Here is a 14830-nt window from a genome sequence, read left to right as displayed (position 1 = left end):
CCTCTAATCAGATAGGTAAAGACATCGACGATCGCCCCGGCGCGCTGGCCAGGGGGATGTATTTACGGGGTGTCATTGAACAAAGTCGACCATTCTACGCCAACGCGCGGCGTTGCATAGGAGGGGCGGATGGTGGGGGGTAGGACCGGGGGGAATCTATTGCCTGTACCGGCCTCTTCGCGGCTGAAGCCGCGAAAGGGCCGGTACAGCTGCAGATGACTCAGACGTGACGCTGCTTGGCCTTGCCCCGCGGCAAGCGGCAACGGTCGCCCTGCTCGGCCAGGCGCGCGGCCCAGGCGGACTTCACGCTGAAGCCACCGCTACGAGTCGGCTGCTGCTCGGCAGCTTTTGCCGGTTTGGCGGCCGCAGGCACGCTGACAACCTTGGCCGCCGGCTTGACCTCGGCCACGGCGACTGCCGGCTCAACTGCCGCCTTGGCGGTCTTGCGCAGTTCGGCCAGCGATGGGCTCTTGCTCTTGGCGACAGCTGCCGCCTCGGGTTTGCTCAGCGAACGCTGGCAAGACTTGCAGGATACGTCCTCGGTCACGGCAGTGCTGACAAGGGTCTGACTGCTGCGCCCGCAGGCGGAATCGAGGCCATTGGAGGAAAAGTGAGTAACCAAAACCGAACATCTCCGATGCGTTGTCATTTGAAGCGGGCGCTATTCTCGCACAGGTTGCAGGGGCTTGCCGAACCACCGGGCAGGCACCACCGGTCACATCGGCTGGCACTTTGCCATAATCCTAGGCATGCTAGCCCGTTTCGGGTGTCCGGCCTTATAGTGCGCCACCGCGGTCTGGCAACCAGACACCGGCACACACCGTGCATGATCCATCCCTGCCATCGCCAGCCCAATCGCAGGATCAACGCTTGACCAATCTTACTCATCCGTCGACATTGCGTTCCGCGCCACAGGCGCCCGTGGCCTCGCTGCGCGGGTCGATCAAGGGTGCGCTGGCGCTGCTGGCCCTGATCCTGCTGGGCCTGCTGCTGTGGCAGCTGTTCGCCCAGTTCAACCATACCCAGGCCGACCTGCGCAAACAGAGCCTGGACGCCACCGCCGAACTGGCCGACCACCTGAGCCTGAACATGGCCCTCAAGGCGCAACAGGCCGTGAATGTGGTGCAGCCCTACGTCAAGGCGCCGACGCCCTCGGCCCTGCCCAGCCTCATGGGCACCCTTCGCGAGCGCCTGCCGGCCCTGCAGAGCATGGCCTGGCTGGACGCTACCGGGCAGGTGCAGGCCGACAGCCTGGCCGGCAGCCCCGACCGCCATTTGCTTGACGAGCTGCTTAGGCTGAACCAGGGCAGCCCGTACTTCTTCACCAATTCGGGCGACAACCGCACCGTCTACCTATTGCTACGCCAGGCCACCGAACAAGGCCGCGGCTACTGGCTGCTGCGCCTGTCGCCGGACTACTACCGCACCCTCACCCTCCACCTGGATGGTGCCGGCCACCCGCTGTGGCTGTTGGAAAACAGCCGCAACGGCGAGGTACTGCAAAGCCATGCGCCGGCCGTTACCAGCAACCAACCGCTGCAAAGCGTGATGCTGGCTTTCATCGACAACAGTACCTGGCAGTTGCGCGGCCTGTTCGACGCCAAGCTGGCCCAACAGAAGCTGCTGCCGGCGCTGCTCGGCAAATGCCTGCTGGTGCTGTTCTGCGCCCTGCTGCCGATGCTGGCCCTGGTCAACATGCGCCGCCGCCAACGGGCGCTGCAGGACGACCGCCGGCGCTATCAGGAAATTTTCGAAGGCACCGGCGTGGCCTTGTGTGTGCTCGACCTGTCCAGCCTGCCCGGCCAACTCGACCGTTACCACCTGCGCAACCGTGCCGCGCTCAAACACAGCCTGGCCCTGGACCCCAACCTGCGCCGCTCGCTGCTGCTGGAGCTGAAGATCACCGAGATCAACCAAGTGGCCCGCCAACTGTTGAACATCGACAGCCACGAAGGTGCCTGGCAGCGCCTGATCGATGGCACTGGCGATGGCCGCGACAGCATCGGCATGCAACTGATCGACGCGCTGATCGAGCAGCGCCCGCTGCTGGAGCTGGAGGTGCGCCTGCCGGCGCCGCTGGGTGGCGAGCTGCACCTGTGGCTGATGGCCCGCCTGCCGCAGCAGCGCCGCGACTACCAGGCGGTCATCCTCAGCATCAGCGACATCACCAGCCGCAAGCAGGTGGAGCTGTCGCTGCTGGAGCGCGAAAGCTTCTGGTCGGACGTGGTGCGCACCGTGCCCGACCAGTTGTATGTGCAGGACGTGCTCAGCCAGCGCATGATCTTCAGCAACCGCCACCTCGGCCAGACCTTGGGCTACGACCGTACCGAGCTGGCGCAGATGGGCGAGCGCTTCTGGGAACTGCTGCTGCACCCCGAGGATGCCACGCACTACCAGGCGCTGCGCCAGCAACAGCGGGACAGCGGCCATGACCAGCCGCTGCACTGCCAGCTGCGTTTCCGCCACCGCGATGGCGGCTGGCGCTGCTACGACATCCGCGAACAAGTGCTGACCCGTGACGCCGACGGCCTGGTGACACGCATCATCGGCGTGGGTAAGGACGTGACGGTGCAGATCGAGGCCAGCCAGTCGCTGCGCGACAGCGAGCAGCGCTACCGCATGCTCGCCGAAAGCATCAGCGACGTGATCTTCTCCACCGACAACCTGCTCCAGCTCAACTACGTAAGCCCCTCGGTGCAAAGCGTGCTGGGCTACCAGGCCGACTGGATCTTCGCCAACGGCTGGCAGTCGATCATCGCCAACCCGTCCCAGCTCACCGGCATCTACAGCCTGATGGAGCGCGTCAGCAAGGCCATGGGCGACCCGGCCCAGCTGGCCCAGCTACGCAACCAACTGCCCACCCAGCTGTTCCTTTTCGACTGCCTGCGCGCCGATGGCCGCAAGATCCCCATCGAACTGCGCCTGGTGCTGGTGTGGGACGATGAAGAGCGCTTCGAAGGCGTGCTCGGGGTTGGCCGCGACATCAGCCAGCAACGCCGTGCCGAGAAAGACCTGCGCATGGCAGCGACGGTATTCGAGCACTCCACCTCGGCCATCCTCATCACCGACCCGGCGGGCTATATCGTCCAGGCCAACGAAGCGTTCAGCCGCGTCAGTGGCTACGCCGTCAGCGAGGTGCTCGACCAGTTGCCGGGCATGCTTACCGTCGACGAGCAGCAGGAAGGCCACCTGCGCTACGTGGTGAAGCAGCTTTACCAGCGAGGCAGCTGGGAGGGCGAAATGTGGCTCAAGCGCCGCGACGGCGACCACTACCCGGCCTGGGTCGGCATTACCGCAGTGCTGGACGACGAAGGCGACCTGGCCAGCTACGTGTGTTTCTTCACCGACATCAGCGAGCGCAAGGCCAGCGAACAGCGCATCCACCGCCTGGCCTACTACGACGCCCTCACCCACCTGCCCAACCGCACGTTGTTCCAGGACCGTCTGTACAACGCCCTGCAGCAGGCCGAGCGGCAAAAGGCCTGGGTGGTGCTGATGTTCCTCGACCTGGACCGCTTCAAACCGATCAACGACTCCCTCGGCCACGCTGCCGGCGACCGCATGCTCAAGGACATGGCCCAGCGCCTGCTGGCCTGTGTGGACAACGACGACACCGTGGCGCGCATGGGCGGCGACGAGTTCACCCTGCTGCTGCAACCGCGCGCGACCCGCGAGATGGCACTCAACCGCGCCATCCACGTGGCCGAGAACATCCTCGGCAGCCTGGTGCGGCCGTTCGTGCTGGAAAACCGCGAGTTCTTCGTTACCGCCAGTATCGGCATCGCCCTCAGCCCGCAGGACGGCAGCGAGCTGAGCCAGCTGATGAAAAACGCCGACACCGCCATGTACCACGCCAAGGAGCGCGGCAAGAACAACTTCCAGTTCTACCAGGCGGAGATGAACGCCAGCGCCCTGGAACGCCTGGAGCTGGAGAGCGACCTGCGCCATGCCATGGAGCAGAACGAGTTCATCCTCTACTACCAGCCGCAGTTCAGTGGCGACGGCAAGCGCCTGACCGGCGCCGAAGCCCTGCTACGCTGGCGCCACCCGACCCGCGGCCTGGTGCCGCCGGGCGATTTCATCCCGGTGATCGAAGAACTGGGCCTGGTGGTGGACGTGGGCGACTGGGTGCTGCGCGAGGCCAGCCGCCAGCTCAAGGCCTGGCACAAGGCCAAGGTGCGCGTGCCCAAGGTGTCGGTGAACATCTCGGCGCGGCAGTTCTCCGACGGCCAGCTGGGTACGCGCATCGCCACCATTCTGGAAGAAACCGGCCTGCCACCGGCGTGCCTGGAGCTGGAGCTGACCGAAAGCATCCTGATGCGCGAAGTGAACGAAGCCATGCAGATTCTCGCCAGCCTGAAAAACCTCGGCCTGAGCATCGCGGTGGACGACTTCGGCACCGGTTATTCGTCGCTGAACTACCTCAAGCAGTTCCCGATCGACGTGCTGAAGATCGACCGCACCTTCGTCGACGGCCTGCCCGAAGGCGAGCAGGATGCGCAGATTGCCCGGGCGATCATCGCCATGGCCCACAGCCTCAACCTGGCGGTGATCGCCGAAGGGGTGGAGACCCACGAGCAGCTGGAGTTCCTGCGCGAGCATGGTTGCGACGAGGTGCAGGGCTACCTGTTCGGGCGGCCGATGCCGGCGCATCAGTTCGAGGCGCAGTTCGCCAACGAGAAGCTCTTCATGTTCCATTGACCCCAACGCCTCCTGGCGTGCGCGGACTCTGTAGGAGCGGCCTTGTGTCGCGAAAGGACCGCAACGCGGTCCCGACAATTTCGGCGGCAACGCTGCAATCGCGGGGCCGCTGCGCGCCCCTTTCGCGACACAAGGCCGCTCCTACAGGGACCGCGCCCGGCCTGAGAAGCGCACCCTTAAAAACGGACCTGCGAGTCAACTCCAGTTCCCGCCCAGCCCAGACACGGCGCGGGATGCAACGTGAAGCCCATTGGTCCGCGACTTGATGCCACTTCATATGCCAGCCGCGGATCAATCGGTTAGAATGCCCCCCCAATTCACCCCGATCCTTGAGGACCGCCATGTTCAGCCGTGATTTGACCATTGCCAAGTACGACGCCGAGCTCTTCGAAGCCATGCAGCAAGAAGCTCTGCGCCAGGAAGAGCATATCGAGCTGATCGCTTCGGAAAACTACACCAGCCCGGCAGTCATGGAGGCACAGGGCTCGGTCCTGACCAACAAGTACGCCGAAGGCTACCCAGGCAAGCGCTACTACGGTGGTTGCGAGTACGTCGACGTCGTCGAGCAACTGGCCATCGACCGTGCCAAGGAACTGTTCGGCGCCGACTACGCCAACGTTCAGCCGCACGCCGGCTCCCAGGCCAACGCCGCCGTCTACCTGGCCCTGCTGTCGGCCGGTGACACCATCCTGGGCATGAGCCTGGCCCACGGTGGCCACCTGACCCACGGTGCTTCGGTAAGCTCCTCGGGCAAGCTGTACAACGCCATCCAGTACGGCATCGACAGCAACGGCCTGATCGACTACGACGAAGTCGAGCGCCTGGCTGTCGAGCACAAGCCGAAGATGATCGTTGCCGGCTTCTCGGCCTACTCGCAGGTTCTGGACTTCGCCCGCTTCCGCGCCATCGCCGACAAGGTCGGTGCCTACCTGTTCGTCGACATGGCCCACGTTGCCGGCCTGGTTGCCGCTGGCGTGTACCCGAACCCTGTTCCGTTCGCCGACGTGGTCACCACCACCACCCACAAGACCCTGCGCGGCCCGCGTGGCGGCCTGATCCTCGCTCGCAAGAACGAAGAGATCGAGAAGAAGCTGAACTCCGCCGTCTTCCCGGGCGCCCAGGGTGGCCCGCTGGAGCACGTCATCGCCGCCAAGGCCATCTGCTTCAAGGAAGCCCTGCAGCCTGAGTTCAAGGCTTACCAGCAGCAAGTGGTGAAGAACGCCCAGGCCATGGCCAGCGTGTTCATCGAGCGTGGTTTCGACGTGGTTTCCGGTGGCACCCAGAACCACCTGTTCCTGCTGTCGCTGATCAAGCAGGAAATCTCCGGCAAAGACGCTGACGCCGCCCTGGGCAAAGCCTTCATCACCGTCAACAAGAACTCGGTACCGAACGACCCACGTTCTCCGTTCGTCACCTCGGGCCTGCGTTTCGGCACCCCAGCCGTTACCACCCGTGGTTTCAAGGAAGCCGAGTGCCGCGAGCTGGCTGGCTGGATCTGCGACATCCTGGCGGACCTGAACAACGAAGCGGTGATCGACGCCGTGCGTGAGAAGGTCAAGGCCATCTGCAAGAAGCTGCCGGTTTACGGCAACTGATTGGCGATTGCCTGACAGGAAAAAGCCCGGCCTAGTGCCGGGCTTTTTCGTTTTCAGGTGGCGAATCCTGTGGGAGCGGGCGTGCCCGCGAAGAAGACGACTCGGTGGATGGCACCGGCTGCGCCGGTATTCGCGGGCACGCCCGCTCCCACAGGTTATGATTGCGTTCCTCCCTTCAAGCACAGGCCCTACCTTGACCAGAGAGCAACTTGAAACCCACCAGGTCCCGATCTATTTCGTCGCCGTGCTTGCCGCCGTCACGTTCGGCCTGCTGACCAGCGACACTGCACAGCTCCTGGAGGCGCTGGTCACCCCCGCCATCGCGGTGCTGATGTACGCGATGTTCCTGCAGATCCCCTTCCTCGACTTGCGCCAGGGTCTGGGCAACCGCCGCTTCACTTCCGCCCTGCTGCTGGCCAACTTCGTCCTCGTGCCGCTACTGGTATGGGCCATCACCCGCGGGCTGGTCGAGCACCCGGCGATCCTCATCGGCGCGCTGCTGGTGTTGCTGACACCGTGCATCGATTACGTGGTGGTTTTCACCCACATCGGCAAAGGCGACTCCCGCCTGACCCTGGCCGCCACCCCTGTGCTGCTGTTGGTACAACTGGCAATGCTGCCGCTCTACCTGGCCCTGATGCTGGGTGACAACAGCAGCGTGGCCATCTCCATCACCCCATTCGTGGAAGCCTTCGTGCTACTGATCGTGCTGCCGATGGTCCTCGCCGTACTCACCAGCGCCGGCACCCGTCGCTCACGCACGGTCTCGACCTGGAACGACGCCTGGGCGTGGATGCCGGTACCGGCCATGGCTCTGGTGCTGGTGGTGGTCATCGCCTCGCAGATTGCCGTGGTACTGCGTGATTTCGACCGTTTGCTGCCGGTGATTCCGGTGTACATCGGCTTCATGCTGCTGGCGCCAGTGCTCGGGTTCGTTGCGGCGCGCTTGCTGCGCTTGCCGGTGACCGAGGCACGCTCGGTAACCTTCAGCGCCGCCACGCGCAATTCGCTGGTAGTGCTGCCGCTGGCGCTGGCGTTGCCGGAAGACATGCGCGGTTTGGCGGCGGCAGCTGTGATTACGCAGACATTGGTGGAACTGCTAGGCGAACTGGTCTACGTAAAGGCGATACCCCGGTTTGTGCGCTGACCCGGGGCGTCAGCCGCTTTGGGTCAGGAGCGCTCAGGGCACACGGCAAACACCTGCACCTCGACCAGGTACCCCTCTCCAAGGTCTGCGCCTACGCAAGCCCGTGGAGGTTTCGGATACCCCTTCAACCAGGCGTCGTACACCTCATTGACCAGGTCGAAGTGGCTGTAGTCGGCGATCCATAACTGAACCCGGGTCAAATGCTCCTTATCGACGTTGGCCTCTGCCATCAGCCCATCGATCGTACCCAACGCCTGCCGCAACTGGCCCTGTACATCCTGCTGCAGGTCGTCCGCAACCACGCCTGCCGTTTCGAACAGGCCCCTGTAGCAGACCGCCAGCGACATCCGCTCGCCTTGTCCATAACGTTCGATCATCAAGGTTCCCCCTCTCAACCCATCTGGTTGAGGCAGACGACTTTGGGCTGGGTCATGTCCTCGTAGGCGAACCGCACCCCCTCGCGGCCAAGGCTTCCATATTTCGAGCCACCGAATGGCATGGCATCGAAGCGGTAGTCGGACGAGTCGTTGATCATCACGCCGCCCGCCTCGATACGCCGTGCCAGGCTCAACGCCAAGGACAGGTCTCGGGTAAACACACCAGCGTGCAAGCTGTACTCCGGGGCATTGGCCAGCGCTATGGCCTGCTCGATCTCCTCGAAGGGCGCCAGCATCACCACCGGTGCGAACACCTCTTCACGCCACAGCCGGCTGGCGTGGTCAACACCTTCCAGCACCGTCGGCGAATAGGTAGCCCCCTGGCGCTTGTGACCACAGAGCAGGCGAGCGCCGCCTTGAAGGGCCTGGTTCACGCGCTCTTCAATCTGCCGGGCCGAGCCTTCGGTGATCATCGGCCCCATGTCGGTTTCGCGCAGGCCTGGATCACCTACCACCATGGCCTGGGTCAAGGCCACGAAGCGCTGGCGGAATGCCTCATAGATGGAAGCTTCCACCAGGATGCGCTGGGTGCCGATGCAGTTCTGCCCGGCTGCCCAGAACGCGCCAGATACACAAGACTCGACAGTGGCCTCGAGGTCGCAGTCCTTCAGTACCAGCACCGGGGCGTTGCCACCCAGGTCCATGGCCAGTTTTTTCAGGCCCGCCCCCCGGGCAATCTGTTCGCCTGTGGCGAAACCGCCGGTGAAGGAAATCATCCGCACTTCACGCACGGCCACCAGGGCCTTGCCCAGTTCGGCACCGCCAGTGGCCACGGTGACGACGGCCTCTGGCAGCCCCGCGTCGACCAGGTACTGCACCAGCTTCAAGGCAGAAAGCGGGGCCAGCTCCGAGGGTTTGAGAATGACCGCATTGCCCCCGGCAATCGCTGGCCCCAACTTGTGCGCCACCAGGTTGAGCGGGTCGTTGTACGGCGTGATGGCCAGGATCAGCCCCAGCGGCTCGCGTGTGAACCAGCCCTGACGCGATTCGGAGCCTTCGTAGGCATCGAACGGCACCACCTCGCCGGCATTGCGCCGCGCTTCCTCGGCAGACAGCTTGAGCGTGTTGATGCAGCGTTTCACCTCCTTCTCGGCCTGACGCAGGGTCTTGCCCGCTTCGTCGACAATCAGGCCGGCAAAATCGGCTGCATCGCGCTCAATCAGCCGGGCCGCCTGCTCCAGAATGCTCGCGCGACGGTGCCGAGGCAGCGCGGCACTTTCGTGCACGCCCTGCCGAGCACGCACGAGCAGACCTGGCACGGCATCGGCAGCAAGGTTGGCGACGCTGCCGACCAGGCTACCGTCGAACGGGCTGTAGACATCGATCAAGGCGGGTTGCTGGACGGCTACCCGGGACACGGAAGTCAGGCTCATGAAGGTTGCTCCTCAGGCCGAGCGGCCAGCAGTGTGGATGGCGACGATATCAGACAACAGGGCGAATGCCGTTTCGACACGCCCCGCACCCGGGCCGGACACGGTTACAGCGCCCAGCAATTCGGTGTTGAACGCAACCGCATTGGTGGCACCGGAAATACCCGCCAGAGGGTGGTTGCCGGGCAACAGGCGCGCTTCGACGCAGGCACGCACCGAACCATCGGTTTCACGGCTGGCACTGCCGATCAGTTTCCAGCGCTGGCCCGCCGCCTGCGCTTGCTGGATAGCAGCGCTATCGAGGCTGCTGATCCCGCTGCAGGTCACATCATTCACCTGCAAGCAAGCGCCGAGCAGCTCGTTGGCGAGGATCACCACTTTCAGGCGTACGTCATACCCCTCCACATCGGCGCTCGGGTCAGCCTCGGCATAGCCAAGTGCTTGCGCCTGGGCCACTGCATCGGCAAAACCGAGTCCCTCTTCCATACGGGTCAGCACATAGTTGGAGGTGCCATTGAGGATGCCCTCGAACCCCACCAGGCCTGCACCGGCCAACGTCTGGCGCGCCATGCGCAGCACCGGCGTACCGCTCATGACCGCGCCTTCGTACTCGAACGACACACCATTGGCCTTGGCCAGGGCCTTCAGCGCCGCAGCATGCAAGGCGATCGGCCCCTTGTTGGTAGTGACCACGTGCTTGCCTGCTTCCAGCGCCCAACGGCAGAAGGTTGCCGCCGGTTCACCGTCCTTGGGGTTGGTGAATGTGGCCTCGGCGATGATGTCGGCACCGGACTGCTTGATCACCGATTCGTTGAACGCTTCAGCCGAACCTTGCGGGATCTGCGCCAGCGCCCCCTTCTGAGCAGGCAGTGCAGCCAGCGTGGCCGCATCCAGACCGTTGCGGTCGATTGCCGACCCCAGGAACAGGTCGGTCACGCCAACGATCTTCAGGCCAAAGCCCAGCTCTTGCTGCCAGCGCGCATTGCGTTCGGCGATCAGTTGGGCCAGGGCACGGTTCACACCGCCAAAGCCAACAAGTGCAATTTTGTATTCGGTCATGGTTCGCTGTCCTTTCCAGGCGGTTGGTCGATGGGGACAAGCGTAAGAGCCGTGCAATGCCAGTTGAATATGGCAATCCGCTGTATTTACTGGCCAATCTGACCAGTAGCCGATGCACGCCTGAGCGCCGCCGGAATGCAAAACGCCGCCAGGGCGCAAACCCGGGCGGCGTTGTTGTAGCGAGGGTTACCAAACGGCAAGCGCGCGTCTCAGATCACCGTGGCCAGGACGAACGATGTCACGGTGTTCTCGACCCCAGGCATGGCGGCAATCTCCTTCCATACATGGTGCACCCGTTCCGGGCTGGAAGCCTCGACGCGCAGCAGCAGGTCGAATTCGCCGCTGAGCACTTCACACTGGATCACCTCGGGGATCTGGCGCAATGCATCGAGCACAGCCTCTCCGCGCATGCGGTCGTAGCGGTAGACGAAGATGACCGCGTTGATCAGCGAGGTCGGTCGTCGCCCCTCACCGATACGCAGGGTATAGCCCTGGATGGCCCCGTCACGCTCCAGGCGCTCGATGCGCTGGCGTACCGCATTACGCGACAGGTTCACCTTGAGCCCCAGTTCGGCATGGGCAATGCGTGCATTGGCGGTGAGCTCGGCGAGAATACGCTCGTCCAGGGGGTCGAGGATGCGCTTCATCGTCCTGCCTGCAACCGGGCCAGTATTTCATGAACCCCCGCCAGGTCCTCTGGCGCCAGCAGCGGCCCAACGCCTGCGCTGCCAACACCACAGGCCGGCACCTCGCCATGCCAGGCCCCAAGCTCCGCCAGCAACCCGGCAGACTTTTCCGGGGCAAACTGGCCCAGCGTGACGATCGGCGCACCAATGTTGCGCCGGTGCAGGCGCCCGGCGAATGCCCCGGTGGCAGCGTGTGGGTCTACTGCGCAGCCGGTTTCCTGGAACAGCGTGACGATTTCTTCGCGAATCAGCGCGTCATCCACGGCATAGGAGTCGAACAGCATGCGCGCGTGCAGCCACTGGCGGTTGCCGATGCTCAACTCGCCACAATCCTCGAAATGCTCCATCAGTGCCCGGGTCGCGCCACCATCGCGGTCATACAGCTCCCAGACGAAACGTTCCAGGTTGGAGAACAGCGAAAAGTCCATGACCGGCGACAAGGTCTGGCTGGTGGAGCCACGGCTGTAGCGATTGCAGTGGATGAACCGGTGCAAGGCATCGTTGCGGTTGGTGGAAACAATGATCTGGTTGATCGGCAGGCCCATTTTCTGGGCAATGAACCCCGCGTAGATCTCGGCAAAACTGGCCGTGGGGATGCTGAAACCCACCGGCCGAATCCCACCACCCAGCTGAAGCGCCGCGTGGAAATAGAACACGATCTGCGCCAGCACGCCGACCCAGTTGGTCGAATTGAAGCTCACGGGAATCAGCCCGGGGCACGGCCATGCACGCAGCAGCGCCGACACCAGCGACTGGCAGTCATCGAAGCTGCCGTCCACGGCCACGCAGCTCACGCTTTCGGAAGCGGCACTGCGCATCACCGCCGCCCGGTCGGCCGGTGTCCCGGCACTGGGGTAAAGCGCCAGCAAGCGTGCCGTAGGGCAATGCCGCAAGGCTTCGATAGCGGCCACCGCCGTATCGCCGTTGCTGGCACCGACCAGCATGACCCGTTCGCAATCGGGGCCCAGGAAATGGCGGATGAGCCGCGCCTGCAACTGCGCGGCGAAATCCTTGGAGGAACGGGTAGGCCCGTGAAACAGCTGCAGGATCCATTCGTTATGGCCAATCTGCTGCAGCGGTGCGATGCCACGGTGCTTGAAGCCGCGGTAGCTGTCGCTTACCAGCGCTCTCAGGGTCGGCTCATCGAGCGTGTCGCCGACAAACGGCGCCATTACCCGCCAGGCCAGTTCGTCGAACGGCAACCACGACCAGCTGGCAATATCCTGCTGGCTGAACGTCGGCACCGCAGTCGGCACGTACAGCCCGCCATCGTCGGCCAGCCCGGAAAGCAGCGCCGTGCGGAAATCAACCCGTGTCTCGTTGCCGCGCGTGGATGTGTACTGCATCGGTGCTCCAGGTAAATATTTGATTAACGGTGGGCCATCGCCACCAACCAGTGGCTGAAGGCTTGGGCATCCGTGGACAACGCCTCACCCAGGCCACGTACCAGGTAAAACGACTCGCTCGCCTCGATGCGCTGCGCAAAAGGCGCCACCAGCCGCCCCTCCTGCAGCAAGTCCTCGACCAGCGACGAGCGCGCCAGTGCCACCCCAAGCCCCAGTTCCGCCATGCGCAAGGTCGCCACCAGCGTGTCGAACTGCAGGCCGCTGGAAGAATCGACCTGATCGGCGCCTACCCGCTCCAGCCAGTAACCCCACCCCTCCTCGTAACCCAGCACATGCAGCAACGGGACGCGGGCCAGGTCGCGCGGCTCGCGTAGCGGGGAGCCGGCAATCAGCGCAGGGGAGCAGACTGGCACCAGCAGGTCGCGGGTCAGGCGCTGCGCCTCCACGCCAGCCCACTGGCCGCTGCCCCAGCGGATTTCCAGGTCATCCTCTGCATCCAGTTCCTTGACCCACAGGTTGCTGATGTAGCGGATGTCCACCTGTGGGTGCGAACGGCGAAAATCGACCAGGCGGGGCGCCAGCCAGAAATGCAGGAACGACAGGCTGCCGCGCACTTTCAGGGGCCGACGCTGGCGTTGCCCGAAAATTTCATTGGTGCCTACCGCCAGGCGGCTTATCGCATCCTGCACCACCGGCAGGTAGGACTGGCCTTCTTCGGTCAACCCCAGCCCCCGGGGCAGGCGCTTGAACAGCGCCACCCCCAACTGGCTCTCCAGGTGGCGGATCTGCTGGCTCACGGCCCCTTGGGTGAGGTGCAGTTCCTCGGCTGCATGGGTGAAGTTCAGGTAACGCGCCGACACTTCGAAGGCTCTGAGCCAGTTCAAGGGGGGCAGGGTTTTCTGGGTCATCGGCGGTTTCTCGTGGCAACGTTCCGGTGCCCTAGTATCACCCTGCTCTGGCGGCCTCGGAACCTGTTGCCAAGGCTTCCGGTTGCAGCGGGCGACGGTCGCGGTACTTGCGGGTCAGCCAGTAGGCCAGGTAACACCAGGCGATAAATGGAAGACCAAAGTACAGGGCCACGCGCTGTGCCGGGTCGAAGGCAATGCCGACGCAGGCCAGCACGCAGCAGAAGATGGCCGCCAGCGGCACGAACGGGTAGCCGCGCACGCGGAACTTGAGGTCTTCGAGCTTGCCGCCATTGGCGATGTAATGGCGACGGAATGCCATCTGGCTGGCCGCGATGCTGATCCACACCACCACCACCGCCAACCCGGAAATGGACACCAGCGCCAGGTAGATGGTGTCGGGGGCAAACACACTGCTCAGCAGCGATGCCATGCCACCGGCCATGCTCAGGACGATGGCATTGAACGGCGTGCCACGACGCGACAGCGCCGCGTACCGGCGGGGCATGTTGCCTTGGTCGCTGAGGGTCCACAGCATGCGCGCCGCTGCATAAAGCCCGGAGTTGGCCGCCGACAGCAGTGCAGTGATGATGACGAAGTTCATGATGTCCGCCGCATAGGGGATACCGATCATGGCAAAGACCATCACGAACGGGCTTTCAACCACCCCGGCCTGTTCACGCGGCAACAAGGTAGCCAATACGAAGATGGTGCCGACGAAGAACAGCGCCAGCCGCAGGACCGTGGTACGGATGGCCTTGGGTACGTTCTTTTCCGGGTCGCGGGTTTCGCCGGCGGCGATGCCGATCAACTCGGTACCCGAGAACGCGAAGGCCACCGCCAGCAGGGTCATGGCGATCGACCAAAAGCCCGTAGGGAACAGCCCCTCGCGGGTGAAGTTGCCCAGCCCGACACTGTGCGCCTGGGTGATTTCGAAAACGCCCAGGATCGCGCCGCCGCCCACCACCAGGAAGGCAATCACCGCAAGCACCTTGATCAGTGACAACCAGAATTCGGTTTCGGCAAACGACCGCACCGAAATGATATTGCTGATGAACACCGCAAACCCGAACAGCGCACTCCATATCCACACCGGCGTATCGGGGAACCAACGCACCATCAGGATACCGGCGGCGGTGAATTCCGAGCCGATGGCCACGGTCCAGGTCAGCCAGTACATCCAGGCGACCATGTAGCCTGTACCCGGCCCGAGGTAGCGCGTGGCGTAACTGCTGAACGAGCCGACTTCCGGCATGTGTACCGCCAGTTCGCCCAGGCACATCATCACCAGGTAGACCATGATCGCGCCGAGGATATAGGCGATGACCGCCCCCAGCGGGCCCGCCTGGTTGACGGTGTAGCCCGACGTCAGGAACAGGCCGGTACCGATGACACCGCCCAGCGCCAGCATGACGATATGGCGGGTTTGCATATCCTGCTTGAAGCTATGCGCCGAAGCATTTCTCGTTGTCGTTGTCTGCAGGGACATTGTGGTTTACTCATGAAAGTTGGCGGGCAAGGACGTTGCAACGACCTCGTCTTGGCAGAGCGAAGCGAATTGCCTTGCATATTGTTTTTGTTCGA

11 protein-coding genes are annotated in these 14830 nt (G+C 63.8%); 3 read left to right on the top strand and 8 right to left on the bottom strand.

Going from position 1 to position 14830, the window contains the following annotated elements; genetic code table 11:
* Nucleotides 1-220 precede the first annotated feature (220 nt).
* Nucleotides 221-622, bottom strand: a complete 402-nt coding sequence (locus tag ACK56M_RS04075) for a hypothetical protein (protein ID WP_054572300.1) — start codon at nucleotides 620-622, stop codon at nucleotides 221-223.
* 248 nt (nucleotides 623-870) lie between these two features.
* Here ACK56M_RS04075 and ACK56M_RS04070 point away from each other — a divergent pair, with 248 nt between their 5' ends.
* From ACK56M_RS04070 to ACK56M_RS04060, 3 genes are all read left to right on the top strand, one after another.
* Nucleotides 871-4701 carry a bifunctional diguanylate cyclase/phosphodiesterase gene (locus ACK56M_RS04070; protein ID WP_137137897.1) on the top strand — a complete coding sequence of 1277 codons (3831 nt, stop codon included), beginning with the start codon at nucleotides 871-873 and terminating at the stop codon, nucleotides 4699-4701.
* Between the two features lie 341 nt (nucleotides 4702-5042).
* Nucleotides 5043-6296 carry a serine hydroxymethyltransferase gene (glyA, locus tag ACK56M_RS04065; RefSeq protein WP_003256308.1) on the top strand — a complete coding sequence of 418 codons (1254 nt, stop codon included), beginning with the start codon at nucleotides 5043-5045 and terminating at the stop codon, nucleotides 6294-6296.
* A 193-nt stretch (nucleotides 6297-6489) separates the two neighbouring features.
* Nucleotides 6490-7443 (top strand): arsenic resistance protein, encoded by a 954-nt coding sequence (locus tag ACK56M_RS04060; RefSeq protein ID WP_061303405.1) that lies wholly within the window; start codon nucleotides 6490-6492, stop codon nucleotides 7441-7443.
* Nucleotides 7444-7466: 23 nt separating this feature from the next.
* Here ACK56M_RS04060 and ACK56M_RS04055 read toward each other — a convergent pair whose 3' ends face one another.
* From ACK56M_RS04055 to ACK56M_RS04025, 7 genes are all read right to left on the bottom strand, one after another.
* The gene (locus ACK56M_RS04055) at nucleotides 7467-7790 is read right to left on the bottom strand and encodes a RidA family protein (protein WP_052329203.1); all 324 of its coding nucleotides are present in this window, start codon (nucleotides 7788-7790) and stop codon (nucleotides 7467-7469) included.
* Nucleotides 7791-7834: 44 nt separating this feature from the next.
* Nucleotides 7835-9253, bottom strand: coding sequence for an aldehyde dehydrogenase family protein (locus ACK56M_RS04050; protein WP_015268888.1), 1419 nt, complete (start codon nucleotides 9251-9253; stop codon nucleotides 7835-7837).
* A gap of 12 nt (nucleotides 9254-9265) precedes the next feature.
* Entirely contained in the window at nucleotides 9266-10309 is a 1044-nt protein-coding gene (locus tag ACK56M_RS04045; RefSeq protein WP_015268887.1) for a homoserine dehydrogenase, read from the bottom strand.
* Nucleotides 10310-10518: 209 nt separating this feature from the next.
* A complete protein-coding gene (locus ACK56M_RS04040; protein ID WP_015268886.1) occupies nucleotides 10519-10956 on the bottom strand; it encodes an Lrp/AsnC family transcriptional regulator in 438 nt (145 codons plus the stop codon).
* A complete protein-coding gene (locus ACK56M_RS04035; protein WP_015268885.1) occupies nucleotides 10953-12341 on the bottom strand; it encodes a threonine synthase in 1389 nt (462 codons plus the stop codon). Before ACK56M_RS04035 ends, ACK56M_RS04040 begins: the two co-directional genes overlap by 4 nt.
* A gap of 23 nt (nucleotides 12342-12364) precedes the next feature.
* Nucleotides 12365-13249, bottom strand: coding sequence for a LysR substrate-binding domain-containing protein (locus tag ACK56M_RS04030; protein WP_061303411.1), 885 nt, complete (start codon nucleotides 13247-13249; stop codon nucleotides 12365-12367).
* Nucleotides 13250-13286: 37 nt separating this feature from the next.
* Complete coding sequence (locus ACK56M_RS04025; RefSeq protein ID WP_043935306.1) at nucleotides 13287-14735, bottom strand: amino acid permease; 1449 nt, start codon at nucleotides 14733-14735, stop codon at nucleotides 13287-13289.
* Nucleotides 14736-14830: the final 95 nt, after the last annotated feature.

It is taken from the genome of Pseudomonas sp. s4, from assembly GCF_046764235.1.
Lineage (GTDB): Bacteria > Pseudomonadota > Gammaproteobacteria > Pseudomonadales > Pseudomonadaceae > Aquipseudomonas > Aquipseudomonas asiatica.
Note: the sequence above shows the minus strand (reverse complement) of the source record. Positions and strands in the feature narration are given on the sequence as shown.